Annotated in this window: 27 protein-coding genes; 6 read left to right on the top strand and 21 right to left on the bottom strand. The window is 70.5% G+C overall.

Translation table 11 applies throughout. From position 1 onward, the window contains the following. Positions 1 to 4: 4 nt before the first annotated feature. From ET989_RS14180 to cimA, 4 genes are all read right to left on the bottom strand, one after another. Positions 5 to 997, bottom strand: coding sequence for a CPBP family intramembrane glutamic endopeptidase (locus tag ET989_RS14180; protein ID WP_131170117.1), 993 nt, complete (start codon positions 995 to 997; stop codon positions 5 to 7). After that, the gene (locus tag ET989_RS14175; RefSeq protein ID WP_131170114.1) at positions 990 to 1,805 is read right to left on the bottom strand and encodes a fumarylacetoacetate hydrolase family protein; all 816 of its coding nucleotides are present in this window, start codon (positions 1,803 to 1,805) and stop codon (positions 990 to 992) included. Before ET989_RS14175 ends, ET989_RS14180 begins: the two co-directional genes overlap by 8 nt. Positions 1,806 to 1,882: 77 nt before the next feature. Then, positions 1,883 to 2,539 carry a DUF1707 SHOCT-like domain-containing protein gene (locus ET989_RS14170; protein ID WP_131170113.1) on the bottom strand — a complete coding sequence of 219 codons (657 nt, stop codon included), beginning with the start codon at positions 2,537 to 2,539 and terminating at the stop codon, positions 1,883 to 1,885. 30 nt (positions 2,540 to 2,569) lie between these two features. Beyond that, positions 2,570 to 4,150, bottom strand: coding sequence for a citramalate synthase (gene cimA / locus ET989_RS14165; protein WP_165490199.1), 1,581 nt, complete (start codon positions 4,148 to 4,150; stop codon positions 2,570 to 2,572). Positions 4,151 to 4,300: 150 nt separating this feature from the next. Here cimA and tpx point away from each other — a divergent pair, with 150 nt between their 5' ends. Next, the gene (gene tpx, locus ET989_RS14160; protein WP_131170111.1) at positions 4,301 to 4,798 is read left to right on the top strand and encodes a thiol peroxidase; all 498 of its coding nucleotides are present in this window, start codon (positions 4,301 to 4,303) and stop codon (positions 4,796 to 4,798) included. A 122-nt stretch (positions 4,799 to 4,920) separates the two neighbouring features. Beyond that, entirely contained in the window at positions 4,921 to 6,123 is a 1,203-nt protein-coding gene (locus ET989_RS14155; protein WP_131170109.1) for a hypothetical protein, read from the top strand. Here ET989_RS14155 and ET989_RS14150 read toward each other — a convergent pair. The 3 genes from ET989_RS14150 to ET989_RS14140 are packed head-to-tail and all read right to left on the bottom strand — an operon-like array spanning position 6,031 to position 8,709. Next, the gene (locus ET989_RS14150) at positions 6,031 to 7,038 is read right to left on the bottom strand and encodes an N-acetylmuramoyl-L-alanine amidase (RefSeq protein ID WP_131170107.1); all 1,008 of its coding nucleotides are present in this window, start codon (positions 7,036 to 7,038) and stop codon (positions 6,031 to 6,033) included. The two genes, ET989_RS14155 and ET989_RS14150, sit on opposite strands and share 93 nt — an antisense overlap. 1 nt (position 7,039) lies before the next feature. After that, positions 7,040 to 7,615: a hypothetical protein gene (locus tag ET989_RS14145; protein WP_131170105.1), complete on the bottom strand. Its 576-nt coding sequence runs from the start codon at positions 7,613 to 7,615 to the stop codon at positions 7,040 to 7,042. Positions 7,616 to 7,623: 8 nt separating this feature from the next. Beyond that, positions 7,624 to 8,709, bottom strand: a complete 1,086-nt coding sequence (locus ET989_RS14140) for a branched-chain amino acid aminotransferase (protein WP_131170103.1) — start codon at positions 8,707 to 8,709, stop codon at positions 7,624 to 7,626. 145 nt (positions 8,710 to 8,854) lie between these two features. Here ET989_RS14140 and ET989_RS14135 point away from each other — a divergent pair, with 145 nt between their 5' ends. Continuing rightward, positions 8,855 to 9,922, top strand: coding sequence for a 3-isopropylmalate dehydrogenase (locus tag ET989_RS14135; protein WP_131170102.1), 1,068 nt, complete (start codon positions 8,855 to 8,857; stop codon positions 9,920 to 9,922). Here the strand turns inward: ET989_RS14135 and ET989_RS14130 are convergent, their stop codons facing one another. After that, positions 9,923 to 10,558, bottom strand: coding sequence for a DedA family protein (locus ET989_RS14130; protein WP_131170100.1), 636 nt, complete (start codon positions 10,556 to 10,558; stop codon positions 9,923 to 9,925). It lies immediately after the preceding gene. Positions 10,559 to 10,810: 252 nt separating this feature from the next. Between ET989_RS14130 and ET989_RS15855 the strand changes: the two genes are divergently transcribed. Continuing rightward, positions 10,811 to 11,431 carry a LysM peptidoglycan-binding domain-containing protein gene (locus tag ET989_RS15855; RefSeq protein WP_131170097.1) on the top strand — a complete coding sequence of 207 codons (621 nt, stop codon included), beginning with the start codon at positions 10,811 to 10,813 and terminating at the stop codon, positions 11,429 to 11,431. A gap of 62 nt (positions 11,432 to 11,493) precedes the next feature. On the opposite strand, the gene ilvC is transcribed toward ET989_RS15855, so the two are convergent. The 13 genes from ilvC to ET989_RS14060 form a co-directional block, all read right to left on the bottom strand. Continuing rightward, positions 11,494 to 12,522 (bottom strand): ketol-acid reductoisomerase, encoded by a 1,029-nt coding sequence (gene ilvC / locus ET989_RS14120; protein WP_131170095.1) that lies wholly within the window; start codon positions 12,520 to 12,522, stop codon positions 11,494 to 11,496. A 53-nt stretch (positions 12,523 to 12,575) separates the two neighbouring features. Beyond that, the gene (ilvN, locus tag ET989_RS14115; protein ID WP_131170093.1) at positions 12,576 to 13,109 is read right to left on the bottom strand and encodes an acetolactate synthase small subunit; all 534 of its coding nucleotides are present in this window, start codon (positions 13,107 to 13,109) and stop codon (positions 12,576 to 12,578) included. Beyond that, positions 13,106 to 14,851 carry an acetolactate synthase large subunit gene (locus ET989_RS14110; protein ID WP_131170091.1) on the bottom strand — a complete coding sequence of 582 codons (1,746 nt, stop codon included), beginning with the start codon at positions 14,849 to 14,851 and terminating at the stop codon, positions 13,106 to 13,108. The genes ilvN and ET989_RS14110 overlap by 4 nt, the downstream gene beginning before the upstream one ends. Before the next feature lie 228 nt (positions 14,852 to 15,079). Then, positions 15,080 to 15,478 (bottom strand): HIT family protein, encoded by a 399-nt coding sequence (locus ET989_RS14105; RefSeq protein WP_131170089.1) that lies wholly within the window; start codon positions 15,476 to 15,478, stop codon positions 15,080 to 15,082. Then, on the bottom strand, positions 15,478 to 16,239 hold the full coding sequence (hisF, locus tag ET989_RS14100) for an imidazole glycerol phosphate synthase subunit HisF (RefSeq protein WP_131170087.1): 762 nt from the start codon (positions 16,237 to 16,239) through the stop codon (positions 15,478 to 15,480). The genes ET989_RS14105 and hisF overlap by 1 nt, the downstream gene beginning before the upstream one ends. 141 nt (positions 16,240 to 16,380) lie before the next feature. Next, complete coding sequence (locus ET989_RS14095) at positions 16,381 to 19,149, bottom strand: DEAD/DEAH box helicase (RefSeq protein WP_180320794.1); 2,769 nt, start codon at positions 19,147 to 19,149, stop codon at positions 16,381 to 16,383. 1 nt (position 19,150) lies between these two features. Beyond that, positions 19,151 to 20,068, bottom strand: a complete 918-nt coding sequence (locus ET989_RS14090) for a diacylglycerol/lipid kinase family protein (protein ID WP_131170083.1) — start codon at positions 20,066 to 20,068, stop codon at positions 19,151 to 19,153. Further along, entirely contained in the window at positions 20,065 to 20,889 is an 825-nt protein-coding gene (gene tatC, locus ET989_RS14085) for a twin-arginine translocase subunit TatC (protein WP_206662387.1), read from the bottom strand. The genes ET989_RS14090 and tatC overlap by 4 nt, the downstream gene beginning before the upstream one ends. A 12-nt stretch (positions 20,890 to 20,901) precedes the next feature. Beyond that, the gene (locus tag ET989_RS15850; protein ID WP_131170081.1) at positions 20,902 to 21,195 is read right to left on the bottom strand and encodes a Sec-independent protein translocase subunit TatA/TatB; all 294 of its coding nucleotides are present in this window, start codon (positions 21,193 to 21,195) and stop codon (positions 20,902 to 20,904) included. Positions 21,196 to 21,309: 114 nt separating this feature from the next. Beyond that, a complete protein-coding gene (locus tag ET989_RS14075; RefSeq protein ID WP_131170079.1) occupies positions 21,310 to 21,648 on the bottom strand; it encodes a hypothetical protein in 339 nt (112 codons plus the stop codon). 310 nt (positions 21,649 to 21,958) lie between these two features. Beyond that, the gene (locus tag ET989_RS14070; protein ID WP_165490198.1) at positions 21,959 to 22,894 is read right to left on the bottom strand and encodes a helix-turn-helix transcriptional regulator; all 936 of its coding nucleotides are present in this window, start codon (positions 22,892 to 22,894) and stop codon (positions 21,959 to 21,961) included. Next, positions 22,891 to 23,820, bottom strand: coding sequence for a helix-turn-helix transcriptional regulator (locus ET989_RS14065; protein ID WP_131170074.1), 930 nt, complete (start codon positions 23,818 to 23,820; stop codon positions 22,891 to 22,893). Before ET989_RS14065 ends, ET989_RS14070 begins: the two co-directional genes overlap by 4 nt. 44 nt (positions 23,821 to 23,864) lie before the next feature. Further along, positions 23,865 to 24,662 (bottom strand): transglutaminase-like domain-containing protein, encoded by a 798-nt coding sequence (locus ET989_RS14060; RefSeq protein ID WP_131170072.1) that lies wholly within the window; start codon positions 24,660 to 24,662, stop codon positions 23,865 to 23,867. A gap of 76 nt (positions 24,663 to 24,738) precedes the next feature. Between ET989_RS14060 and gluQRS the strand changes: the two genes are divergently transcribed. Together gluQRS and ET989_RS14050 are read left to right on the top strand one after the other, a co-directional pair. Beyond that, complete coding sequence (gene gluQRS / locus ET989_RS14055) at positions 24,739 to 25,629, top strand: tRNA glutamyl-Q(34) synthetase GluQRS (RefSeq protein WP_131170070.1); 891 nt, start codon at positions 24,739 to 24,741, stop codon at positions 25,627 to 25,629. A 116-nt stretch (positions 25,630 to 25,745) separates the two neighbouring features. Continuing rightward, a partial coding sequence (locus tag ET989_RS14050; protein WP_131170068.1) for a hypothetical protein occupies positions 25,746 to 26,064 on the top strand: 319 nt, incomplete at its 3' end.

Here is a 26,064-nt window from a genome sequence, read left to right as displayed (position 1 = left end):
AACCTTACCCGAGGGTGGGCGTCCGGCTCAAACCGAGCGTGACCGTCGCTGGGCGATAGCCGCGGGCCAGCAGCCAGATCAGGAGGACGAAGAAGGCGAAACGCCCGACGTCCCAGGCGGCGGCAGCCCATGTGACCTCGGTGATGGCCTTGACCTCGGCCATCGAACTGGTCAGGGCGGCCAGGCCGAAGGCGCTGACGTTGTTGGCGATGTGCGCACCGATGGCCGCCTCGAGGCCGCCCGTGCGGACCACGAGCCAGCCGGCGAGGACGCCGAAGGCGAAGCGGTCCAGCACGAGGGCGAGGTTGGTCGACGCGTGGAACAGCGTGAACACCGCGGCCGACACGACGATGCCGAACCATGGCGAAGCGACCAGCGACCCCAGCGACTGCATCAGGTAGCCGCGGAAGAAGTACTCCTCCGCCGCCGCCTGGATCGGCGTGGTGACCAGCATCACGAGGATGAACCACAACGCCCCTGCCTGCGGCGTGATCGCCCAGTTGGGCCCGCCCGGCATCGTCAGGTTCTGCACCAGCAGCACCAGCCACAGCGCCGCGAACCCCAGCACGAGCGTCAGGAAGAACCACCGCCAACGGATGTGCCCCAACACGGACGACAGGTAGCCGGGCCGGACGCGGTGGATCAGCAGCACCAGCACGATTGAGATCGGGATGAGCATCGCCAGCCCCGCGTGCCCGACGACGAGCCCGAACGGCACCTCGTAAGCGACCAGCGAGCGGTAGGTGTCGGTGAACTCCCCCGGCCGGCCGGTGGCCAGCCAGTAGAGCGCGGCCATCGCCTGCGACACCAACGGGGTCAGCACCATGAACGTCAGCACCCCGAGCATGACGCCCATGAGGGACGCCGCGGGCGACGCGTTCGGCGTCCGCAACACCTGGGTGTAGTCGACGCCGACCGGGACCTTCTCGGTGGCGTGACGGGCGGTGAAGGAGGCTTCCGCCGGCCCAGCGATCCGTCGGCGCTTGCTGTCAGCCATCCGTGGCGACGACCGGGTTACTCAGCGTGCCGATGCCCTCGATCTCGACGTGCACGGTGTCGCCCGGCTCGATGCGGCCCACGCCCTCAGGGGTGCCGGTCAGGATCACGTCGCCCGGCAGCAGGGTCGTGAACGACGACACGAACGAGACGAGCTCGGCGATGCCGTGCACCATGTGCGCGGTCGTGGAGCTCTGCCGCTCGATGGTCCGGCCGTCGCGGGTGACGGTGGAGCGAATCTGCAGGTCGGACGCCTCCGCGATGCTGAGGTGGGTGACGACCCACGGGCCCAGCGGGCAGAATGTGTCGAACCCCTTCGCGCGGCCCCACTGGCCGTCGCTCTTCTGCAGATCGCGGGCGCTGACGTCGTTGCCGCACGTGTAGCCGAAGACGACCTCGGGCACCCGCTCCACCGGGACGTCCTTGCAGATGCGCCCGATGACGACTGCCAGCTCGGCCTCGTGGTCGACCGCGTTGGTCTGCTGCGGGTAGATGATCGGCTCGCCCGACCCGATCACGGCCGTGTTCGGCTTGAGGAACACCATCGGCTCGGCCGGCACGTCGTTGCCCATCTCGGCGGCGTGGGCGGCGTAGTTGCGCCCGACCGCGACGACCTTGCTGCGCGGGATCACCGGCGCGACGAGGCGCACTTCATCCAGCAGGAGACGCTCGCCGGTGTACTGCACCGCCGCGACCAGCGGGTCGCCGTTGAGCAACTGGATGGTGCCGGGATGCTCGCCGTGGTCCTCGTCGAGCTCGACGGTTCCGTAGGCGATGGTGTCGTTGTGGACGAATCGGGCGATGCGCATGCGCTCAGGTTAGTGGGATTCGGCCTTCGGGCTTCGACAAGCTCAGCCATCCGGGGGCGCGCTCAGCCGGCCAGGCGTCAGTTCTTCGCGTAGATCCCGCCGCCCTGGGCCAGGCGACGGTCGCGCTGCCAGGTGTCGAAGCGGTTGGGGTGGCGCACCTTGAGCCCACCCATCGAGGTCTTGCCGCGCACGATCACCTGCGGGAAACGCCCGACCGGCTTGGGCGAGACGGAACTGCGCAGCGAACCCATCCCCTTCTGCACGCGCTGGATGTCGACGCCCCAGCCCTCGGGGACGATCAGCACGGCGTCGCCGGCTCCCCCGATGAGGTGGATGTCGATGATCTCGTGCGGAGCGCGGGCGTCCACGAAGTTCAACTTCACGTTGGACGCCACCGGGTTGAGTTCCAGGAACGGGGGCACGGCCCAGGGACCGGCGCGCACCACGTCCTCCCAGCGAGCGGTGAGCACGAGCGGGTCCTGCCACGTGGCGCCGGGCTCCCTGATGCGGACGCCCTCCGTGACCGGCACGATCGCCTCGAGCATGGACTCGGCGGGCACGAGGTCGGCCAGCAGCGGCTCCAGGTCGCCCCGCGTCCGGGCGGACAGCGCGGCGGTGATCCGCTCGTCCAGCTCGTCCAGCGTGAGGCGTCCGTCGCCGGCCGCTTCGCGCAGCGTCTCGACGGCCCTGTCGCGTTCGGCGTGGCCGATCCGCAGCTGCCGCGATTGCTCCATGGCTGCAACCCTACCCAGCCGATCCACCGCTCAGCGGGCGATCAGGCCCCACTGGTAGGCGTCGTGCAACGCCTCCCAGGACGCCTCCACCACGTTGGTGCCCACGCCCACGGTCGTCCAGCGCCGCCGGCCGTCGGTGGTGTCGATGAGGACGCGCGTGATGGCGTCCGTGCCGTGCGCCGACTCGAGGATGCGGACGCGGTAGTCGGTCAGCTCGAACCCCTCCACCTGAGGGTGGCTCTTCTTCAGGGCGCTGCGCAGCGCCTTGTCGAGCGCGTTGAGCGGCCCGAACCCCTCGCCGACCCGGGCGGTGGTCTGCTCCCCCACCGTCACCTTCACGGTCGCCTCGGAGTCGCCCTCGTCGCTGACCTCGTCCGAGGTGAGGACGCGCCACTTGAGCACCTCGAACTGCTTGTCCAGCTGCCCGATCTCGTCGCGAACCAGAAGCTCGAAGGACGCGTCGGCCGACTCGTAGGAGTAGCCGTCCATCTCGCGCTGCTTGACCACGTCGGTGATCCGGGCGGCGACGTCGCGGTCGGAGAGGTCGAAGCCCAGCTCGTCGCCCTTGATCTGGATGTTGGCGCGGCCGGCCATGTCGGAGACGAGCATGCGCATGTCGTTGCCGACCAGCTTCGGGTCGGTGTGCTGGTACAGGTTGGCGTCGACCCTGATGGCGGACGCGTGGAGCCCGGCCTTGTGCGCGAACGCAGACTGGCCGACGTAGGGCTGGCGCGCGTTGGGGGCGACGTGGGTGATCGCAGCCACGGCCTGGCTGACGGACGTGGCCCGTGCGAGGTTCGCCGCGGGCATGACCGGCCACCCGTACTTCAGCTGCAGGTTCGCCGCGACGGTGATGAGGTCGGCGTTGCCGGTGCGCTCGCCGTGGCCGTTCATCGTGCCCTGGACGTGCATGGCGCCGGCGTCCACAGCGGCAAGGGTGTTGGCGACCGCGCAGCCCGTGTCGTTGTGGCAGTGGATGCCCAGGTCGACCCCGACGGCGCCCGCGGCGGAGACGACCTCCCCCATCCACGCGGGCAGCATGCCGCCGTTGGTGTCGCACAGGACGACGACCTCGGCGCCAGCGTCCGCCGCGGTCTTGACGACCGCGAGGGCGTAGCCAGGGTTGGCGCGGTAGCCGTCGAAGAAGTGCTCGCAGTCGAGGAACACACGACGGCCCTCGCCGGTCAGGAACTTCACCGTGTCGGTGACCATGGCGAGGTTCTCGGCCAGGTCGGTCTTCAGCGCACGGTGGACGTGCTCGTCATGGCTCTTGGCGACCAGGCAGATCACCTCGGTCTGGGCGTCCAGCAGCGCCCTGGTGAGCGGGTCGGAGCTCGCCCTGCCGCCCACACGCCGGGTCGAGCCGAAGGCGGTCAGCTTGGCGTTCTCCAGCTTCAGCTCACCGGAAGCCGCGGCCGCGAAGAAGGCGGTGTCGTTGGGGTTCGCGCCCGGCCAGCCGCCTTCGATGAAGCCCACGCCCAGCTCGTCCAGCAGGCGCGCGATGCGCAGCTTGTCCTGCACCGTGAGGCGCAGGCCCTCCTGCTGGGCGCCGTCGCGCAGCGTCGTGTCGTAGAGATGGAAGACGTCGTGGGCGGCGGGGAGCGTCGTCATGGTGCCTTCTTCGGAGGGTCGCGTGGTGATGAACGAGTATCCCCCGAGCGGTCGGGGCACCGCCGGGCGGCTCGGGTAATGGACTCCGCAAGCGCCCCCCCGACCCCGGGAGGTCTACCGGTTGTTGGCCGCGGCTGGTAGGAAAGCGGTATGGCTGAGACAAAGTTCAAGGGATCGACCGTCAACACGGTCGGCGACCTCCCCGCGGTGGGTTCCGCGGCGCCCGACTTCACCCTCACGGGTTCCGACCTGTCCGACGTCACGCTGGCCGACCAGGCCGGCCGCCGCGTCGTCCTCAACATCTTCCCGAGCATCGACACCGGCGTCTGCGCCACGTCCGTGCGCACGTTCAACCAGAAGGCCGCCTCACTCGACAACACCACCGTCGTGTGCGCTTCGGCCGACCTGCCGTTCGCGCTGGCCCGCTTCTGCGGCGCCGAGGGCATCGAGAACGTGACCGTCGGCTCGACGTTCCGCTCGACCTTCGCCGACGACTACGGCACGAAGATGACCGACGGCCCGCTGGCCGGCCTGAACGCCCGCTCGGTCGTCGTCATCGACGCCGACGGCAAGGTCCTGTACAACGAGCTCGTCCCCGAGATCGGTCAGGAGCCCGACTACGACGCGGCGGTCGCTGCGCTCTCCTGACCGCCTTCCGCTGATCCGAACCGTCCGGGTGGCGGCGCCCCACGGCCTGTGGGGTGTCGCCACCCGGAACCATTCAGGGCCGCGTCGCTATGCTGGCTCGGTAGTCGTCGGAAAGGGACACGATGCCTGACCTCGCTGACCGCATCAGCCGCGCGGCCGTCGCCGCGCTCGACCTGGCGCCCTTCGACGACCGGTACGGACGACTCTCGCGCCAGGTGCTGGCCGGGGGCGCCTCCCGTTTCCAGCGCGTCACCGCGGACGACCAGGCGGTCCACTTCGTGATCCCCGTCGGCCTCGCGGCCCAGCGGATCGACTACGGCGCGCTCGTCCTGCAGGACCGGCAGGCCGGCATCCTCTGGCGTGACGCGATGGGCGTCGACCACTCTATCGTGGTCCCCCGCGCGGACGGCGCGGCCACCTTCTCCCCCCTCACGCTCGGCGGCGAGCAGTGGACGCGCTTCGACGTGGATGGTGACGGCCAGCATCTGGCCTTCCTCGTCCCGCCCGTCAATGACCCCCTGTTGCGCAGCACCCTGATCGACTGGTTCGGCGCGCGCCCGGGTGACCGGCACACCGCCTCCGCCCCCGTGCCGGAGCCCGAACCCGAGCCCGGCCCGGCCGTCCGCTTCCCCGACCCGGCACCCGAGCCCGAACCCCAGCCGGTCGAGACGACCGCCGTGCTGCCCATGCAGGACCCGGTCGAGGAGACCGCCGTCCTGGACACCCCCGTCGAGGGCGACGCACCCGACTCCGGGGCCGTCTTCGAGGCCCCCGCGGAGCCGACGCTCGAGCCGACCCCGATCCCCGAGGGTGACCCGCTCGCGCCGCAGGACCAGTTCGCCGTGTCCCCGGCCGACCTCAACGAGTGGGCCCCCGAGCCCGCGCACGACCCCGACGCGACCCAACTGCACGTCATGGAGGACACCCGCCTCCACGACGTCGAGGCCACGCGCGTCCGTCCGGTGCCCCCCACGCCCCAGCAGCAGCGCGTGGACGCCCCCTTCGACCTGTACCGCGACGAGCAGACCACCCCGACATGGGCGGCCGCCGAGACGCAAGCGGTTCCGATCCCGGCACCCTCGCCCGCCCCGGCTCCGCTGCCGGCGCAGGCACCCGCCGAGTCCTCGCCGTGGACGCACCAGCAACCGGCCCCCGAGGGCCGGGACCGGATGAGCGCGACCGTCCGCCCCGCCGAGGCCGCAGCGCCCGTGTACGTGCAGCAGTCGGGCACGTCACGGACGCTGGTCGGGTTCCTCCTGGGCCTGCTCGGCACCCTCGCCGTCGGCGGCGCCATCATCATCGCCACCCTGCTCGGCGCCGGCTGATCCTGCCGCAGGTTCCTCCGGCCCTGCCGACTCGACCGGGCCGCGGCCGCGGCGTCCCAATGTGGCGGCGAGCACGCCGCCAACACCGACGGCGAGCGCTCCCCCGCCGACGGCGCGGAGCACGTCGTCGGAGAGCTCCGGCGTGGCGGGCCAGGGTAAAGGGGACGCCGTGGGCTGCGGCGTGGGCGTCGAGTTCGCGTCGGGTGTCGGCGAGGGCGTGGGCATCGATGCGAGCAGCGCGCGGGCGTCCGGGAGCAACTGGGAGGCGACCAGCGGGTACAGCGCGTCACCGGGGCACTCGGTCGCGGACATGTCCCGGTGCGCGGCCACCTGCGCGGTGGTCACCTGGGCCCCCTCGCGCCACCGGGAGGACCCACGCGAGGTGAACGTGACCTCCTCGGCCAGGGTGAGCCCGTGGCGTCCGGCCAGCCACGCGAGCAGGGCGGTCATGGCCGCCATCGCAGCAGGGGTCGGAGCCTGCGTGGAGTGGTCGCCCACGAAACAGCACAGCAGCGCGTGCCCCTGGGAACCGCCGGTGGCGTCCCCCTTCACGGGACGATCGAGGCTTCCCTCGCGGCCCTCCCAGATCGTGCCGTAGGGGTCGACGAAGAAGTTGTACGCGACGTCGGCCCAGCCCCGTTCCGCCGAGGTGTGGAACCGGTAGAAGCTCCGTAGCCGCTCCGGGATGCGCTCGGCGGTGTCCGTGTTGGGGGTGAGGGTGTGGTGGACGAGCAGGAACCGGACGTCGTCCTCCAGCTCGAGCGGTCCCTTGGGGGCGAGGCCCTCCGCCCAGTCGGCGCGCGGGCGGATGGCGGGGTGGGGCGGTGCCGCGTGCGCGGACGTGCCGCCGAGCGCGAGACCGGCCACCGGCAGGAGCACGGTGGCGGCGACGAGGGATCGACGCGAAAGGGCCACGTCAGCCCTTGATCTCCCGCGGGTAGCACTTGTCGTTGACCGCCATGCCGAGGGCGCGGCACACCTCGTTGGCCGCCGAACGGCTGTCCGCGCCGGGGACGACGACGGCCCAGTAGCCCGTGTTGAGGCCGGTGAACGCGTCGGTGTCGATCACGATCGCGGTCTGCCCGTTGCGGGATTCGAGTTGCGCGCGCTCGACCGCCTGCTCGGCGGTGACTTCGCTCTTGGGCAGCGAGGCCAGCACGGTCACCCACGAGCCGACCGGCAGCTCGGTGACGATGTTCGGGTTGGCGGTCGGCTCCGGCGTGGCCTCGGGGGTCGGCGTCGCGTCCGCGCTCGGGGACACGCTCGGGGACGCGCTCGGCTCCGGGGAAGCCTCGGGCGACGGCTCCACGCTCGGCTCGGCCGGGGCGGACGCGCTGGGCGTCGCCGGAGTCTGGGCCGGCGTGCCACGGTCGGGGTCGTCGACGAAAACGAACCAGGCGAACATGACGGCGATCGCGCCGACGATGACGCCCAGGACGATGCCGAGGGGAAGGCTGCCGCGGGGTGCGGGTGCGGGTGCGCTGTAGCTCATCGGACTCCTCACGCGACCTTGTCGAGCCAGCCGAAGGAATCCTCGGCGCGGCCGTACTGGATGTCGAGGACGCCGTCACGGATCTGGATCGTCCGCTCGAACGCCTGCCCCTGCGGGCGCCACTCGCCCTTCTTGGACTTGAAGCCGGCGATCGGGCTGATCACCGCGGCGGTGCCGCAGCAGAACGCCTCGGTGAACGTGCCGTCGGCGATGCCGTCGAGGACCTCCTGGGCCGACAGGCGCCGCTCCACCGGCGTGAGGCCCTGCTGCTCGCCGACCTTGAGGATCGAGTCGCGGGTGATGCCGTCCAGGATGGTGCCGCTCAGGGCCGGGGTGACGAGCTCGTTGTCGGCGCTCACCAGGAACACGTTCATGCCGCCGAGTTCCTCGACGCGGTCCTTGCCGGTGGCCTCGATGAACATGACCTGCGTGCAGCCGTGCTCGTAGCCCTCGTACTGGGCGATCAGCGAGGCGGCGTAGTTGCCGCCGCACTTGGCGTTGCCGGTGCCGCCCTCGCCCGCGCGGGCCCACTCGTCGGTGATCCAGATGTCGACGCCCTTGACCCCCTCGGTGAAGTACGGGCCGACCGGGGACGCGATGACGAGGAAGGTGACCTCCTCGGCGGCGCGGACGCCCAGGAACGCCTCCGAGGCGATCATGAACGGGCGGATGTACAGCGAGTGCTCGCCGGCGGCCTCGGGCACGTAGCGGGCGTCTATCTGGACGAGCTGGCGGACGGCCTCGACGAACAGCTCCTCGGGGAGGTTCGGGAGCATCATCCGCGCCGCGCTGCGGTTGAAGCGGGCGGCGTTCATGTTAGGGCGGAACAGGTGCACGCTGCCGTCGGCGTGCCGGTAGGCCTTCATGCCCTCGAAGATCTCCTGCCCGTAGTGCAGGACGGCCGCGCTGGGGTCGAGCGTCAGCGGGCCGTACGGCTTCACCGTCGCCGAGTGCCAGCCCTGGCCCTTCGTCCACGTGATCGACACCATGTGGTCGGTGAAGTACACGCCGAACCCCGGGGAGGCCAGGATCTCGGCGACCTCGGCGTCGCTCCGCGCGCCGGGGTTGGGCTGGATGTCGAAGGAAACGGACATGGGCGCCACATTACCGCGTGCGGCGTGGGCGGCCCTTCGAGGCTCGCTTCGCTCGCACCTCAGGAACCTTCCGATCCCTGAGCCGGCTTTCCGACCCCTGAGCTTGTCGAAGGGCCTGCCCGCTTCGCCAATAGGGTGGCGTCCCATGAGCGATGCTGCAGCTGACAAGACCCCCACGATCGCCGTCATCGGCGGCGACGGCATCGGCCCCGAGGTCGTCGCGGAGGGCCTGAAGGTGCTGGACGCCACGGTCGGCGGGTCCGCCTTCTCCTACGTGCACTACGACCTGGGCGCCGAGCGCTGGCAGCGCACGGGCGAGGTGCTGCCCGAGTCGGTGCTCGAAGAGCTCACGGGCGTCGACGCCATCATCCTCGGCGCCGTCGGCGCGGCCCCCGGCTCGAAGGCCATCCCGTCCGGCCTCCTCGAGCGCGGCCTGCTCCTCAAGCTCCGCTTCGCCTTCGACCACTACGTCAACCTGCGGCCGTCCAAGCTGTACCCCGGCGTCGTCACCCCCCTGTCGGACGCCATCGTCGAGCGCGGTCCGATCGACTTCGTCGTCGTGCGCGAGGGCACCGAGGGCCTCTACTGCGGCGTCGGCGGCTCGATGCAGACCGGCACGCCCTTCGAGGTCGCGAACGAGGTCTCGGTGAACACCGCCCGCGGCGTCGAGCGCGTCGTCCGTGACGCCTTCGAGCGCGCGATGCGCCGCCGCAAGAAGGTCACACTCGTCCACAAGCACAACGTGCTGGTCAACGCCGGCGGCCTGTGGAACCGCATCTTCCAGGCCGTCGCCGCCGAGTTCCCCGAGGTGTCCAACGACTACCTGCACGTCGACGCCACGATGATCATGCTCGTCCAGGACCCGCAGCGCTTCGACGTCATCGTCACCGACAACCTGTTCGGCGACATCGTCACCGACCTCGCCGCTGCCGTCACCGGCGGGATCGGCCTCGCGGCGTCCGCCAACATCAACCCGACCGGCGCGTTCCCGTCGATGTTCGAGCCCGTCCACGGCTCGGCACCCGACATCGCCGGCCAGGGCATCGCGGACCCGACGGCCACCATCTCGTCCATGGCGCTGCTGCTCGACCACCTCGGCCGCCGCGAGGACGCCGCCCGCATCGAGTCCGCGGTGGACGCCGACGTGGCCGCCCGCGGGTCGGACCGTCGCACGACCAGCCAGGTCGGGGATGCCATCGCAGCCCGCGTCTGACTACTCGGCGGCGTTCTCCAGCTGGCGCTTGAGCTGGCGCCACTCGCGCCACTTGCCGATGCGCTCGATGATCCAGCCCACGAGCAGGCCGAGCGTGACGCCGACGATGATGCCGAGCAGCGGGCGGTCGTGGAACACCGACCCGGCCGCCAGCCCGAGGCCGACGGAGAAGGCGGCCCACAGGCACGTCGCGAAGAAGTCGATCACCATGAAGCGGCGGTACGGCAGGCGCACGTAGCCGGCGACCATGTTGATGGCGATGCGGTAGCCGGGGATGAAGCGCGCCGACAGCAGCACCTCGGGGCCCTTGTGGTGCAGCAGGTGGTGGGCGCGCGCGAGGATCCTGCCGCCCCGCTCCCCACGGAAGATCTTGTCCAGAGGGATGCGGCGCCCGATCCAGTAGGCGGTGTTGTCGCCGAGCCACGCGCCGGCCATGGCCAGCGGGAGCAGGATCCACAGCAGGACGGGGCCCCCGTGGGTGCTCGACAGCGCCGACATGGCGATGACGATCGACTCGCTCGGCAACGGCGGGAAGAATCCGTCGATCCAGCACAGGACGCCCGTGACAACGTACGTCCACCACTCACCGGCATGACTGACGATGGCGTCCTGGATGAGCTCGTAGAACCGCGTCACGTCAGGCGTCCGAGGTGGGCGTCGGGTTCATTCGGCCAGCATGCCAGAGCCTGAAAGAGCGGCCATCCGTCCGCGGGCGGATTGCCTGCCGCCGGAAGTCCCGCCGGTGCTCACCATGCGGCGACCCGCGGCCCACCGATGGCAACTCCCTGAGAAGCGTCTTACCTTTTGTTTGGCTTTTTCTCAGGATCCGCTTACGCTGGAGGGGCTGTTCGGGCACCGCCCGGACGTCCCCGAAACAGAAGGAAGAACATGAAGCACAACGCCAAGCGCATGCTCGCCATCGCAGCATCGACGGCCATCGCGGTGGGCGGCTCCGTCGCTCTGGCCGCGCCCGCGCAGGCAGCCTCGGTGTGGGACGCCGTCGCCCAGTGCGAGTCCAGCGGCAACTGGTCCATCAACACCGGTAACGGCTACTACGGCGGCCTGCAGTTCAGCGCGTCCACCTGGAAGGCCTTCGGCGGCCACCAGTACGCCTCGAACGCGCACCTCGCCACCAAGGCCCAGCAGATCACCGTCGCGCAGCGCACCCTCAAGGTGCAGGGCCCCGGCGCTTGGCCCGTCTGCTCCAGGAAGGCCGGCCTGACCCGCGAGAACGGCGGCGCGGTCCCCTACACCGCACCCAAGAAGACCGAGGCCCCCAAGGCGTCCACCAAGAAGCCGGCCACCACCAAGGCCGCGCCCAAGGCGTCCACCAAGCCGGCCCCGGCCGGCGGCACGAAGTTCATCACCGTCAAGGCCGGCGACACCCTCAGCAAGCTCGCCGCCCGCCACGGCGTGGCCGGCGGCTGGCGCGGGCTGTGGGAGCTGAACAAGTCCACGGTGAGCAACCCCAACCTGATCTTCTTGAACCAGAAGATCGCCATCGCCTGATCCACCCCGACGCGAAGAACTCCCCACCCGAGCGGGTGGGGAGTTCTTTCGCTCCTGGGACGTCAGCGGGCCGCGGTGCCCTCGACGTAGTCGTCGTCGTGGCTCTTGACCCACGCCATGAGCTTGCGGAGCTCGCGGCCGGTGGCCTCGATCGGGTGCTGCTCGCCCTGCTCGCGGAACTTCTTGAACTCCGGCGCGCCGGCCTCCTGGTCGTCGATGAACCGCTTCGCGAACGCGCCGGACTGAACGTCGGCCAGCACGGCCTTCATGTTCTCCTTGACGCGGGCGTCGATGACGCGGGGGCCCGACACGTAGTCGCCGAACTCGGCGGTGTCCGACACGCTCCAGCGCTGCTTGGCGATGCCGCCCTCGTACATGAGGTCGACGATCAGCTTCAGCTCGTGGAGGCACTCGAAGTAGGCGACCTCGGGCTGGTAGCCCGCCTCAACGAGGGTCTCGAAGCCGGCCTGCACGAGGGCGGACGCCCCGCCGCACAGCACGGCCTGCTCGCCGAACAGGTCGGTCTCGGTCTCCTCGGTGAAGGTGGTCTTGATGCCGCCGGCGCGCAGGCCGCCGATGGCCTTCGCGTAGGACAGCGCCAGCGGCCAGGCCTGCCCCGACTCGTCCTTCTCCACGGCAACGATTACCGGGACGCCACGACCCTCGGCGTACTCGCGCCGCACCAGGTGGCCCGGGCCCTTGGGGGCGACCATGCAGACGTCCACGCCGGCCGGCGGGGTGATGTAGCCGAAGCGGATGTTGAAGCCGTGCGCGAAGAAGAGCGCGTCGCCCTCCTGCAGGTTCGGCTCGATGTCCTCGGCGTAGATCTTCCGCTGGTGCTGGTCGGGCGCCAGGATCATGATGAGGTCGGCCTCGGCTGCGGCTTCGGCGACCGACACGACGCGCAGGCCCTCGGCCTCGGCCTTGGCGGCGGACGGCGAGCCCTCGCGCAGGCCGACGCGGACGTCGACGCCGGAGTCGCGCAGGCTCAGCGCGTGCGCGTGCCCCTGGGAGCCGTAGCCGATGACGGCGACCGTGCGACCCTGGATGATCGACAGGTCGGCGTCGGCGTCGTAGAACATCTCTGCCATGTGGGTTTCTTCCTTACTGGGTTGGTCAGTGCGGTCTGGGGATCAGTCTGTCATCACCGGACGCCGGGGCGCGCCCGGTCGACCTTGGCGGAACGGTCGGTCAGCGACTTGGCGCCGCGGCCCAGGGCGACGAGGCCCGACTGGACGAGCTCGCGGACGCCGTAGGGCCGCAGCATCTCGAGCAGCGCCTCCAGCTTCTCGGGGCTGCCGGTGGCCTCGACGACCAGCGAGTCGTTGTGCACGTCCACGGTCTTGCCGCGGAACAGCTGGACGATCTCGATGATCTGGCTGCGTGACGCCGGGTCGGCCTTCAGCTTGACCAGCAGCAGCTCGCGGCGGACGGCCGACTCCTCCAGCTCGACGATCTTCAGCACCTCGATGAGCTTGTTGAGCTGCTTGGTGATCTGCTCGAGGACCTCGGGGCGGTCCACCCCGACCTGCAGCGTGATGCGGCTGATCTCGGGGCGCTCGGTCGGGCCGACGGCGAGGCTCTCGATGTTGTAGCCGCGCCGCGCGAACAGGCCGGAGATGCGGGCCAGGACGCCGGGCTTGTTCTCGACGATGACGCTCAGGGTGTGGGTCTTCACAGGATCTCGTCCTCCCAGTCGGGCGCCAGGTCCTTGGCGATCAGGATTTCGTCGTTGCTGGTGCCGGCCGGGACCATCGGCCACACCATGGCGTCCTTGTGGACGATGAACTCGACCACGACCGGGCGGTCGTTGATCTCGAGGGCCTTCTGGATCACCTCGTCGACCTCGTCGACCGTCTCGGCGCGCAGGCCGACGGCCCCCATCGCCTCGGCGAGCTTCGGGAAGTCCGGGATGCGGTAGCTCTTCAGGTCGGTGTTGGAGTAGCGCTCCCCGTAGAAGAGCGTCTGCCACTGGCGCACCATGCCGAGGGACTCGTTGTTGATGACGGCGATCTTGATCGGGATGTCGTTCAGCGCGCAGGTGACGAGCTCCTGGTTGGTCATCTGGAAGCAGCCGTCCCCGTCGATGCCCCACACCACGGCGTCCGGCTGGCCGACCTTGGCGCCCATGGCGGCCGGGACGCAGTAGCCCATCGTGCCGGCGCCGCCGGAGTTGAGCCAACGTCCGGGCTTGTCGAACGGCAGCAGGTGCGCCGCCCACATCTGGTGCTGGCCCACGCCCGCGGCGTAGATCGCGTCGCCGGACAGCTCGCCGATCCGCTTGATGACGTACTCCGGGCTCAGCAGGTCGCCCTTGGTCGGCTCGGGCTCGACGGCGTACTTCGTCTTCAGGTTGGTGAGGTAGGCGCGCCACGCCGCATACTCGCCGAGCTCGGCGCCGCGCAGCACCTGGTTGAGCTCGCCGATGGTCAGCTTCACGTCGCCCACGATCGGGACGTCGACGGTGCGGTTCTTGCCGATCTCGGCCGGGTCGATGTCGGCGTGGATGACCTTGGCGCCCGGCGCGAAGGTGTCGAGCCTGCCGGTGACGCGGTCGTCGAAGCGGGCCCCGAGCGTGATCAGGAGATCAGAGCGCTGGAGGGCCGCGACGGCCGACACGGTGCCGTGCATGCCGGGCATGCCCATGTGCAGCTCGTGCTCGTCGGGGAACGCGCCGCGGGCCATCAGCGTGGTCACCAACGGGATCTGCGTGATCTTGACGAGGTCGGCGAGCTCCTCGTACGCGGCGGCCTTGACCACGCCGCCACCCACGTACAGCACGGGGCGGGACGCCTGCGCGATGAGCTTGGCGGCCTCCCGGATCTGCTTGGAGTGCGGAGTCACTGTCGGCTTGTAGCCGGCGAGGTTGAGTTCGTGCGGCCACTCGAAGGGCGCCGTGTTGACCAGGGCGTCCTTGGTGATGTCGACCAGGACGGGCCCGGGGCGTCCGGTGCCGGCGATGTGGAACGCCTCCTTGATGGCGCCCGGGATGTCCTCGGCGCGCGTCACCAGGAAGGAGTGCTTGGTGATCGGCATCGTGATGCCGCGGATGTCGGCCTCCTGGAAGGCGTCCGTGCCGACGGCGGTCGAGGCCACCTGCCCGGTGATCGCGACGATCGGGACGGAGTCGAGGTAGGCGTCCGCGATGCCGGTGACGAGGTTGGTCGCGCCCGGGCCGGAGGTCGCCATGCAGACGCCGACGCGGCCGGTCGCCATCGCGTAGCCCTCGGCGGCGTGCGCGGCGCCCTGCTCATGGCGGACCAGGATGTGGCGCAGCAGCTCGCTCTGCCCGAGCGGGTCGTACGCCGGCAGGATCGCGCCGCCGGGGATGCCGAAGATGACGTCTACACCGACGCGCTCGAGCGACTCGACGAGGGCTTGGGCCCCGGTGAGTTCCTTGAGCTGGTGGTCATCAGTCATGAGATCATCCCCTTCGGTGTCGGTGTGCGTGGTGGGCGGGCGTAGCAACAAAAAACCCCCGCTGCCGCAAACCGGGCAGGCGAGGGAGCGCGTCGTCTTGAGTCTGCGACTCAGGCGACGCGCGGGGTAACTACGAGGGCGCTCATGTGCACGAGCCACACCTTAGCCCGAACCGTCCATCACTTCACACCGCGACCTCTTGGTGTCCATGATCCGGACGCCCAACGCTCACCCGGTGATGCGGCGATGCACCTCGTCGAGGTCGCCGGACGCCGTGCGCGTCAGCAGGCCACCCATGCCTGCGTCGTCGGCATAGCGCGGCACGAGGTGCACGTGGAGGTGGAAGACCGACTGCCCGGCGTCCTCCCCCACGTTCGACAGCACGTTCATGCCGGACGCGCCGAGCTTCTCGACGAGCAGCTTCCCGGTCGCGGCGATCGCCGGGGCGATCGAGGCCAGGACGTCGGCGTCCGCGAGCGCGTCGGTGACGTGAGCGCGCGGCACCACGAGCGTGTGGCCGGTCTTGAAGGGTTCCATGTCGAGGAACGCGATCGCGTGCTCGTCGGCGTGGACCTGTCTGCTGGGGATCTCCCCAGCGACGATGCGGCAGAAGATGCAGTCGGACATCAGCGAACCTCGAATCCGGCCCCGGCGAGGCCTTCCTTGATCTGGGCGACGGTCAGGGTGCCGTAGTGGAACACCGAGGCCGCCAGGACGGCGTCCGCCCCCGCGCGGCACGCGTCGACGAAGTGCTCGACCGTGCCGGCCCCGCCCGAGGCGATGACAGGCACGTCAACCACGGAGCGGACGGCCTCGATCATCTCCAGGTCGAAGCCGTCGGTGGTGCCGTCGCGGTCCATGGAGTTGAGCAGGATCTCCCCCGCCCCCCGGTCGACGGCCTCGCGGCACCAGGCGATGGCGTCCAGCCCGGCGGACTGGCGCCCGCCGTGCGTGGTCACGCCGAAGCCGGACGGCTGGCCGGCCTCGCGGCGAGCGTCCAGGCTGAGCACGACGACTTGGTTGCCGAAGCGTCCCGCGATCTCGTCGATCGCCTCGGGTCGCGTGATCGCCCCGGTGTTGATGCCCACCTTGTCGGCGCCCGCGCGCAGCAGCCGATCGACGTCGTCGACGCCGCGGACGCCCCCGCCTACGGTGAGCGGGATGAAAACCGTCTCCGCGGTGCGGGTCACCATCTCGTAGGTGGTCTCCCGACCCTGGGAAGAGGCGGAGATGTCGAGGAACGTCAGCTCGTCGGCGCCCTGCTCGCCGTAGAGGCGGGCCAGCTCGACCGGGTCACCGGCGTCGCGGAGGTTGAGGAAGTTGACGCCCTTCACGACCCGGCCGTCGTGCACGTCGAGACACGGGATCACACGAATAGCCACGCCCATGGGGCCACCCTAACCACCCGCGCGCCGGACCGGCGAAAGTGGCCGTAGCGACCAACCCTGTGGGCGACGGAACCGGGGCTGTCGGCACACAACACCGGGGCTCTCGGCGCACAACACCGGGGCTCTCGGCGGAGTGGGGGGTCAGTCGTCCTCGAGGTAGGCGGCGTCCACGACGCCGCGGCGGAGGCGGTCGACGGCCTCACGGGCGTTGTCGCGGACCACCGTGTCCCCGGCGGCGTCGGCGACCTGGCCGAGGAGGTCGATGACCATGCGCATCCACCGGACGAAATCACCGGCGGTGAGCTCGGTCTCGTCGAGGATCTCGCTCAGCGCGACGCCGTTGGCCCAGCGGTAGGTGGCCTCGGCGAAACCGATGTCGGGGTCGCGGCCCTGGTCGAGCTTGTGGTCGCGCTCCAGCAGGCGCACCTCGCGCCAGATGCGCCGCACCATCGTCTGGGCGATCTCCGTCGAGCGCGTCGGCATCCGGGAGGGTCGGGATGCCCCTCCCCCGCGCGATTCGTACGTCAGCGACGACAGCACGGCGGCCAGTTCGGCGGCGTCCAGTTCGTCGAACACGCCAGCGCGGATGGCCTCGGCCGTCACCAGGTCCAGCTCGGAGTAGATGCGCGCCAGCATCCGCCCCGCCTCGGTCACCTTGGCGCCGTCCTCGGACAGGTAGCCCAGCGCCGACAGCACCGCGCACACCTTGTCGAAGCGCGTCGCGATCGTGTTGGTGCGCCGCTCGGTCTGGGCGCGGAGGCCCTCGGTGTCCTTCTCCAGGCGCAGGGCCTTCTCGGCTGCGCGGGCATGCGCCTCGCGGTCCGGGCACCCGTGACAGGGATGGGCACGCAGGGCGTCCCGAAGGCGGGCGACCTCGTCGGCGATCTCGGCGTCCATCGCGGCCGGCTGGTAGCGCGACTGTCGCGTGTCGAGGCCGCGCAGCTTCGTGTGGAACGCGGCGGCGAGGTTGCGTCGGTCCTTGGGCGAGGCACCGTCGAAGTGCTTCGGCACGCGCATCCGCCCCGCAACCACCGGCGGGGAGGGGAAGTCGGCCAGGGACAGCTTCTTGATCTGGCGCTGTTCGGTCATCACCAGCGGCGACGGGTTGGCGCGGTCGCGGCCGACCCCCGGGTCGATCACCACGGCCCAGCCCTCGTGCCGTCCCGACGGGACGCCGATGATGTCGCCCGGCGTCAGCTCCAGCAGGCCCGAGCTCGACTCGGCCCTCCGGTCCGCCTTCCGCGACTTCGCGGCCTCGGCCTCCAGGCGCGAGATCTCGGCGCGCAGCCGCGCGTACTCGACGAAATCGCCCCGGTCGCAGGCGGCGTCGGCCCACAGCTGGGCGATCTTCTCGGTGTTGCGGGCCGCCGCACGGGCCAGCCCCACCACCGACTTGTCGGACTGGAACTGGGCGAACGACTGCTCCAGCAGGCCGCGCGCCTTCTCCCGCCCCACGCGTCCGACCATGTTCACGGCCATGTTGTAGGTCGGCGAGAACGACGAGCGCAGCGGGTACGTGCGCCGCGAGGCCAGGCCCGCGACGAAGCGCGGGTCGAAGTTGCGCTGCCACAGGACGACCGCGTGCCCCTCGACGTCGATGCCGCGGCGTCCGGCGCGACCGGTGAGCTGGGTGTACTCCCCCGGCGTGACGTCGACGTGGGCCTCGCCGTTGTACTTGACGAGCTTCTCCAGCACCACCGAGCGGGCCGGCATGTTGATGCCCAGCGCGAGCGTCTCGGTGGCGAACACGACCTCGACCAGCCCGCGAACGAAGGCCGCCTCGACGCACTCCTTGAACGCGGGCAGCATGCCGGCGTGGTGCGCGGCGATGCCCCGGCGCAGCGCCTCGGCGAAGGTCGCGTAGTCGAGGGCCTCGAGGTCGTCGCGGCTCAGGCCCGTCGTCGCGCTGGACGCCAGGGCGTCCAGTTCGGTGCGCTCCGCGGCCGTCGTCAGCCGGACGCCGCTGCGCAGCAACTGCCCCACCGCCTGGTCGCACCCGGCGCGGGAGAAGATGAAGTAGATGGCGGGGAGGAGGCCCTCGGCGTCCAGCTTCTCGATGGCGCCATCGCGCCGCGGGATCAGGTTCGGGCCCCGGTCGCCGCGGCCGGCGGCGTTGCGTTCGATGCGGTCGCGCATGCCCCGCCCGCGCGGCCGGCGCGAGTCATCGCGCACGAACCGGCTCTCCTCCTTGGCCAGCCGGATGAGCTCGGGGTTGACCTCGCCACCGACCGGCAGCTCGGACGCCGTGGGCGCCTCGTCCTCGAACAGGTCGTAGATGCGACGCCCGGCCATCACGTGCTGGAACAACGGCACCGGACGCCGCTCGCTCAGCACGACCTCCACCCCGCCGCGGACCTCGTCGAGCCAGTCGCCGAACTCCTCGGCGTTGGACACGGTGGCCGACAAGGACACGAGCTGCACCGAGGGGGCCAGGCCGATGATGACCTCCTCCCACACCGCGCCGCGGAAGCGGTCGGCGAGGTAGTGCACCTCGTCCATGACGACGTAGCCCAGGCCGCGCAGAGTCGAGGAGCCGGCGTAGATCATGTTGCGCAGCACTTCGGTGGTCATCACCACCACAGGAGCATCGGAGTTGATCGACGTGTCGCCGGTCAGCAGCCCGACGCGGTGGGTGCCGAAGCGCTCGGCCAGGTCGTGGTACTTCTGGTTCGACAGGGCCTTGATCGGCGTGGTGTAGAAGCACTTGCGGCCCTCACGGAGGGCCAGGAACACGGCGAACTCGCCCACAACCGTCTTGCCCGCGCCGGTCGGCGCCGCGACGAGGACGCCGGAGCCGGCCTCGATGTGGGCGCAGCCGTCGCGCTGGTAGTCATCGAGCGCGAACGGGAAGGCGGCGGCGAACTCGGCGAACGCGGGCCCCGGCTCGGGTGCGGGTCGGTTCGTGGGCACGTCAGGCCTCCTTGCCAGTCTTCGCGGGGTGGAGCACGTGGATGTCGAGCGCCCCTGGAGCGGCCGTGATGGTGAAGGGTGGGCGTCCGAGGGGCTCGCCGTCAGCCATGCCGAACAGGCCGTCGCCGTCGACGCGCGCCCGGCGCACCTTGAGGCGCTCCAGGGCGGGGTGGTCGAACTCCTTGCCGGCGGCGATCTTGGGCAGCAAGGCGGCGAGCACGCGCCACGACACCGGGTGGACGATCACGATGTCGAGCAGCCCGTCGGTGAGGTCGTAGGTCGGTTCGAGCTTGATGCCGCCGCCGAAGATGCCGCTGTTGATGACGGCGATCAGGATCGCGTCGAGATCGCGGCGCTCACCGTCGAGCTCGAGCCGGTAGTGCAGGGGCCGGAACGCCCGCATCTCGGCGAGCACCGCCCCGATGTAGGACAGGTGGCCGAGGTCGACCTTGGCATTGTTGGCCCGCGAGTTCACCCGCTCGTCGAAGCCGGTCGACACCACGCAGCCGACGTACTCGACCTCGCGGTGGTAGAGCCCGCCGCGCACCTCGGCCAGGTCGATGGTGCGGGTGTGGCCGGACGCCACGGCGTCCGTCGCCTGCCGCCAGGTCTGGCCGTTGCCGACCCCGCGGGAGAAGTCGTTGCCGGTGCCGGCGGGGATGACGCCCAGCGGCACACCGGAGTTCGCGCAGGCGTTGAGTCCGATGTGGGCCATGCCGTCGCCGCCCACCACGGCGAGTGAGTCGACCCCCGAGTTCACGGCTTCGAAGCAGGCCTCCCAGGCGTGCTCCTGCGAGCGGGCCAGGGTGCGCGTGACCCGGACGCCGGCGTCCATGAGCCGCAGCTCGATCGGGGAGGTGAGGCGGCGTCCACGGCCGTGCCCGGCGGCCGGGTTGACCACCAGGGCCACGTGCCTCATGCGCGGTCGAGTTCCTTCGCGGCGCGCTTGGCGCGGCGCTTGTCGTTGGCGTGGCAGATCGCCTCGGCGATCAGGAACAGCAGCATCATGGGGATGGTCAGGGCCAGCATGGAGAACGGCTCACCGCCGGGGGTCGCCGCCGCGCCGAAGACCGCACACCCGAACAATACGTAGCGGCGAGCACCGGCCAAGGCCTTGGCAGAGAGGACACCGACGAAGTTCAGCGTGACCACGACCACCGGGAGGAGGAAGCCCAGACCGAAGACGAGCATCAACTGCATCATCATCTTGAAGAAGTCGTTCATCTCGAGTAGGTTCAACACCTCGAAGCTCTCGGGTGTGAACGCCAGCATGATCGCGATCGCCGACGGCATGATGTAGTAGCCCAGCACGACCCCGCCGACGAAGAGGGGCACAGCGGCGAGCAGGAACACCAAGGCGTACTTCTTCTCCTTGGCCAACAGGGCCGGAGCGATGTAGGCCCACACCTGGTAGAGCCAGACCGGGCTGGTCAGCACCAGGCCCCCCAGCGCCGCGATCATGAGAATGAGCAGCAGCGGGGCCGTTACGCCACCCAAGACGGCCTGCACATCGAGGTTCGGACGGATCCCCTTGAGGATCTCCAGAGACTCCTCGTACGGCCGGAGCAGAACCTGGAACAACTGGTTGTTGAAGATCAGGCAGGCGATCATGCCCACGAAGATCACGACAACCGAGAAGATCAGCCGGTAGCGAAGCTCCCGGAGGTGGTCGGCCAGCGACATCACCCCATCGGCGGGAACCTTCGGGGGTCTGAGCCAGCCGAGGCTGAGACGGGCCACGGCGTCCGAGGCCTACTTCTGGTCGGTGGTCGGGTCGATGCGCGGCTCCTCGACCAGTTCGGCGTCGGTCACCTCGTGGGCGGCCACGCCACGCTCGCGCTGCTCGAGCTCGTACTCGCGGCGGCGCAGCTCTGCCTCGCGGTTGGCGGCCTCCTCGTCGGCCTTGATCTGGCGCGTCTCGTCCTTGAACTCACGCAGGGCGCGCCCGGCGTTCTTGCCGGCGCCCGCCAGGCGGGTCCCGCCGAAGATCAGGAGGGCGAGGACGATCAGGATGACCCACTCCCAGCCCTGCATGTTGAACGGCATTGTCTCTCCTAGGTGTCGGACTTCCGACTCTCAGTGTACGTACTCACCTGCGCCGCCCGGTGACGCCATCGGCCTCAGGCACAGTACTGCAACCGACTCCGGGGGTTCGTCAGTTCAGAGCGCCGTCGCCGGAATGATGCGCACCCACGCGCTTCGCGTGTTCTGCACCTCGTCGCCCACCTCGAGACGCACCAAGTGGTGTCCGTTCACCTGGCCGAGCACCGTGTTCGCGTAGATCGTGCCCGTGGAGCAGGGAATCGTCCCGGAGTCCGTCAACAGGCCGTCCACAAGCACCCGGTAGGACAGGGCCAAATCGCCGCCGCCGTCGCAGGCCCCCTGGGCCACGAGTGCCGTCGCGGGGGAGACATCCATGCTCACGGCTTGACCGGATTGGAGCGTGCCATCCCAGACGATACGGGCGATCTCGCCATCGACAGGTTTCGGTGGCGCCACGTCGTGGACAGGGGTGCTGGGAGGTGGAGGGCTCGTGGGACCCGGTACTGGCGCTGGCGGTGTGCAGCCCACCAGCAGGAGACCACCTGCACCAGCCAAGGTCAGACGTAGGGCTTGGTGTCGACCCACGTGTACCCCCCCTCGGATACGCCGGGGAACTTGATGGTCCCGGTTGCCAACGTCGTGGTGGAGCAGTTGTAGTTCATCTGGTACTTCCGCTCTTGGTGGGTGGGGCGATCTTTGCAGCATGCCGAACCGCGAGACCATGGGCCGAAGGTCGGAACAACGGTCGGAAATAGGTGAGACGCGGTCAGGGGCCCAACGCCTCGCGGGCCGCCTCGATCGCGGACGCCGCGGCCTCGGGCGGGTCGACCCGGGCCACCGCAGGCCCCAGGCGCAGCAGAAGCCGGCGGAACCAGGCGGGGTCGGCGACGAGCAGGCGGGCCCGGACGATGTCGCCGGGCAGCCGCTCGACCGACACCATCGGGTGGTACTCGGTGATCCAGTGGCCGGCCGGGCGCAGGTCGAGGGTGACCTCCGCGGCGTCGGGCCGCTGGTCGAGCCAGCCGGACGCCAGCGCCGGGGCCGGCCCGTGGTCGCCGACCGGCTCGCCAGTGGGCTCGACGGCGACGATCCGGTCGAGGCGGTACGTACGCCACGCCGACCGCTCGTGCGCCCACGCGGTGAGGTAGCCGTACCCGTCGCGGGTGCCCAGCCCCGCGGGGTCGACGATGGGCTCGGTGGCGACGCCGCGCGAGGCACCGTGGTAGCTGAGCCTGATCGCAGTGCCGGCGAGGATCGCGTCGGCGAGCCGGCCGCGGATCACCTCGTGGCCCGCGGAGACGTCGACGTCGACCCGGTCGGCCCCCGCGCCGACCGCCGCCTCCAGCTTGGCCCGCGCCGACCGCACGGCCGGGCCGAGCTCGGCATCGGCCATCTCCTCGATGGCCCGCAGGGCGACGATGAGGCTGAGGGCCTCCTCGGGGGTGAACCGCTGCGGTCGGGCCAGGAACTCGGCGTTGGTGAGCCGAATGCGACCGGACGCCAGCGCGTCCATGTCGACCTCGATGAGGTCCCCTGGGGCACCCCCGGGCAGACCGCAGAACCACAGCACCTTGAGGTCGGCCACCAGTTGCTTCTGCGTGACCGCGAAGACGGACGCCGTCTGGGCCAGGTCGGCGTCGGGATGGGCCTGCAGGTACGGGACCAGCGCGAGCAGTCGCGGCACCTGACTGGCGGAGGTCATCGCCATGCCGCCACCGCCGCGAGGTGGGCGCGCACCGCGTCCGCGAGCGCCGGCGGAGCCAGCACCACCACGTCGGCCCCGTACCAGGCCAGCTCGCCGGCGGCGTCGGCCGACACGCGGACCCGCCAGGCGCGGAAGCCGGGCGGCGCCTCCGCCTCCGCCGGCTCGGCGAAGCGGACGAGGTCGGGGGCGGCGCCGTCGCGGACGGCCACGACCGCCTCGTGGTCGCGGCGGGCGTTGAGCGACGCGAGGTGTTCCTCGACGACCCCGGGGGCCGGCGGGGTGACGTCGCCCGCCTGGAGCGTGGGGGCGGACTCGATGCGCGAGACCTTGAACGAGCGGCCCTCGCCGCGCGTGCGGTCCAGGCCGATGAGATACCAGGCGCCCTTGCGGTTGACGAGTCGCCACGGCTCGACGACGCGGTCGACGCCCCGGTACGCGAAACCGACGGGACGCGAGGTCAGCACGGCCTCCCACAGCACCTCGAACGCGGGCTCGCGGGCGCCCACCGTGGGCGCGAAGGCGGCCACGCGGGCGGCATCCGGATCGAGGCCGGACGCCCTCAGCTTGGCCAGCGCCTTGGCGGCCTCGCCGCCCAGGCGGGCGTCGTCCCACACGGTGGAGGCGACGCCGAGCGCGGCCGTCTCCGCGGCGTCGAAGTCGATCTCGGCCAACTCGAAGTCACGGCGGCGGATGCGGTAGCCGACCTCATCGGGGAACAGCGTGGAGTTCGAGCCCGTCTCGACGGGGACGCCCATCGCACGCAGGTCGTCCTTGTCGCGTTCGAAGGTACGTTCGAACGCGGCATCGGACAGCCCGCGGTAGCCCTCGACGAGCTCGCGGATCTGCTCGCGCTCCACGAATCGGCGCGCCATGAGCAGACAGATCGTGAGGTTCATGATCCGTTCGGACTTGCGTGCTGACACGCCCCTCAGGCTAGCGCCCGCATCCCCGGTCGCTGAGGAGCGCCCTACGCCAGCGACACCCGCTGGTCGATGTCGTCACCGGGCAGTTCGGGGTCGACGACGGCGGTGACCTCGATGCTGTCCAGCACCAGCCCACCGGACAGCGTGGTCAGGAAGCTCGTGTCCGAGGCGTCCCGGCCGGTGGCGATGCGCAGCAGCGTGGAGCGCGGGGCCAGCGCGGTGGCGTCCACCGCACACCACTGGCCGTCGACGAGCGCCTCGGTGACCGCGTGGAAGTCCATGGGGTCGAGGCCGGGGGCGTACACCGAGACCAGCCGAGCCGGGACGCCCCGTGCGCGCAGCAGCGCGATCACGAGGTGGGCGTAGTCGCGGCAGACGCCCTGGCGCATCAGGTAGGTGTTGGTGGCGCCGTCGGTCGGGCGGCTGGAGCCCGACACGTACTCCAGCTGCTGGCCGACCCAGCTGCTCACGGCGTCAAGCAGGTCCTTGCCGGACAGCCCGCCGAACGCCGCCATGGCGGTGGGCGCGAGGGTGTCGGAGTCGGCGTAGCGCGAGGGGCGCGTGTAGGTGATCGGGTCGAGGTCGGTTGCCACCACGACTTCCCCGGTTCCCTCGACGGTCGCCTCGTAGTCGACGACGAGGCGTCCCGAGGCGATGCCGTCGATGCGGTGCAGCCGCGTGGTTCCCTCGACGAGTTCCGTCCAGGCCAGGGGCTGGCCGTCCAGGGTGACGGTGAGCGTCTCGGCCACGTCGGCGTAGGTGGTCGCGACGGCGACCGACAGCACGACGCTGGTGGGACCGTTGGTGGTCGCCTCAAGATGGGCTGTGACTCGGCGTTGCATGCGACCAGCGTTCCACAAGGCGTGTTGCGCGCGGGTTACGGCCCGGTAGATTCGCGTCGATCGAAAGGGGGACGCCATGGCCGGACGGTTTGCGCCCAGCCCGACGTCGGACCTGCACGTGGGCAACCTGCGAACGGCCGTGGTGTCGTGGCTGGCGGCCCGCCATGCCGGGGTGCCGCACCTGATCCGCGTCGAGGACCTCGACGCCACCCGCGTGAAGGCCGCCCCCGAGGTGGCCACCCGCCAGCTCGCCGACCTCGCCGCCATCGGCGTCGTGCCGGATGGTGAGGTCGTCTGGCAGTCGCGCCGGCTCGACCTTTACGAAGCGGCCGTGAACCGGCTGCCCACCTACGAGTGCTACTGCACGCGCCGCGAGATCGCCGAGGCGGCGTCGGCCCCCCACGATGACGGCCACCGCCCCTATCCGGGGACGTGCCGCGAGTTGTCCGCAGCGGCGCGGGCCGCCCGCCGCGCCGAGCGTCCACCCGCGCTGCGCGTGGACGCCCGCGGTGCCGTCGTCACGGTCCGTGACCGCTGGGCGGGCGAGGTCACCGGCACGGTCGACGACTTCGTGGTGCGTCGCAACGACGGCGCGCACGCCTACAACCTCGCCGTCGTCGTGGACGACCTCGAGCAGGGCGTCACCCAAGTGGTCAGGGGCGACGACCTGCTCACGAGTTCTCCCCGGCAGGCCTGGCTGGCCCGCGCCTTGGGCGGGACCGAGCCCGAGTACGCCCACGTGGGTCTCGTCACCAACGCCGTCGGCGCACGGTTGGCCAAGCGCGACGGCGTGGTGACGCTGGCCGACCTGGCGGGGCAGGGTTGGACGCCCGGGCGCGTGCTGTCCTTGATCGGGAACTCGCTGGGGCTGTGCGAGGCGGACGAGCCGGTCGACCTCGACGCGCTGCTGGCGCGCTTCGACCCGGCGCTGCGTCCCGAGGTCTGGGTGTTCCCACCTGCTCGCTGAGCTGCCGAAGGGCCCCGTGTCAAGGGGTTTCGGACAATGTGGACAACTTCGCGGAGTTCTCCACAGGTTCGAATGTGTTGTTCTGATTGTCGGTGGTGGTGTTTAGCGTTGGGTGCATGGACCAGCCGACCCCCACCGCTACGGCGTTGGCTGGTGCGCGTTCGCTGCTGGCGAGTATCGACCATGCTGGTCGCCGTCGGTTGGACGCCGAGGCGCGGCTTGGGTTGGTGAGCGAGGTCGTCGCGCTGGGGCGCCAGGTGGAGGCTTTGCGGGTGGTGTTGATCGCCGAGGCTGATCGGGCCAAAGCTGCTGAGACCGCACGGGGGACGAGTATGAAGACGTTGTTGGCGGTGTCGTCGAAGGTGACCGCGGCCGAGGCTGCTTCGTGGGTGTACGGCGGTCAGGAGGTCACAGCCCATCCTTTGGTGGCTCAGG

This window comes from Propioniciclava sinopodophylli, from assembly GCF_004324755.1.
Classification (GTDB): domain Bacteria; phylum Actinomycetota; class Actinomycetes; order Propionibacteriales; family Propionibacteriaceae; genus Propioniciclava; species Propioniciclava sinopodophylli.
Note: the sequence above shows the minus strand (reverse complement) of the source record. Positions and strands in the feature narration are given on the sequence as shown.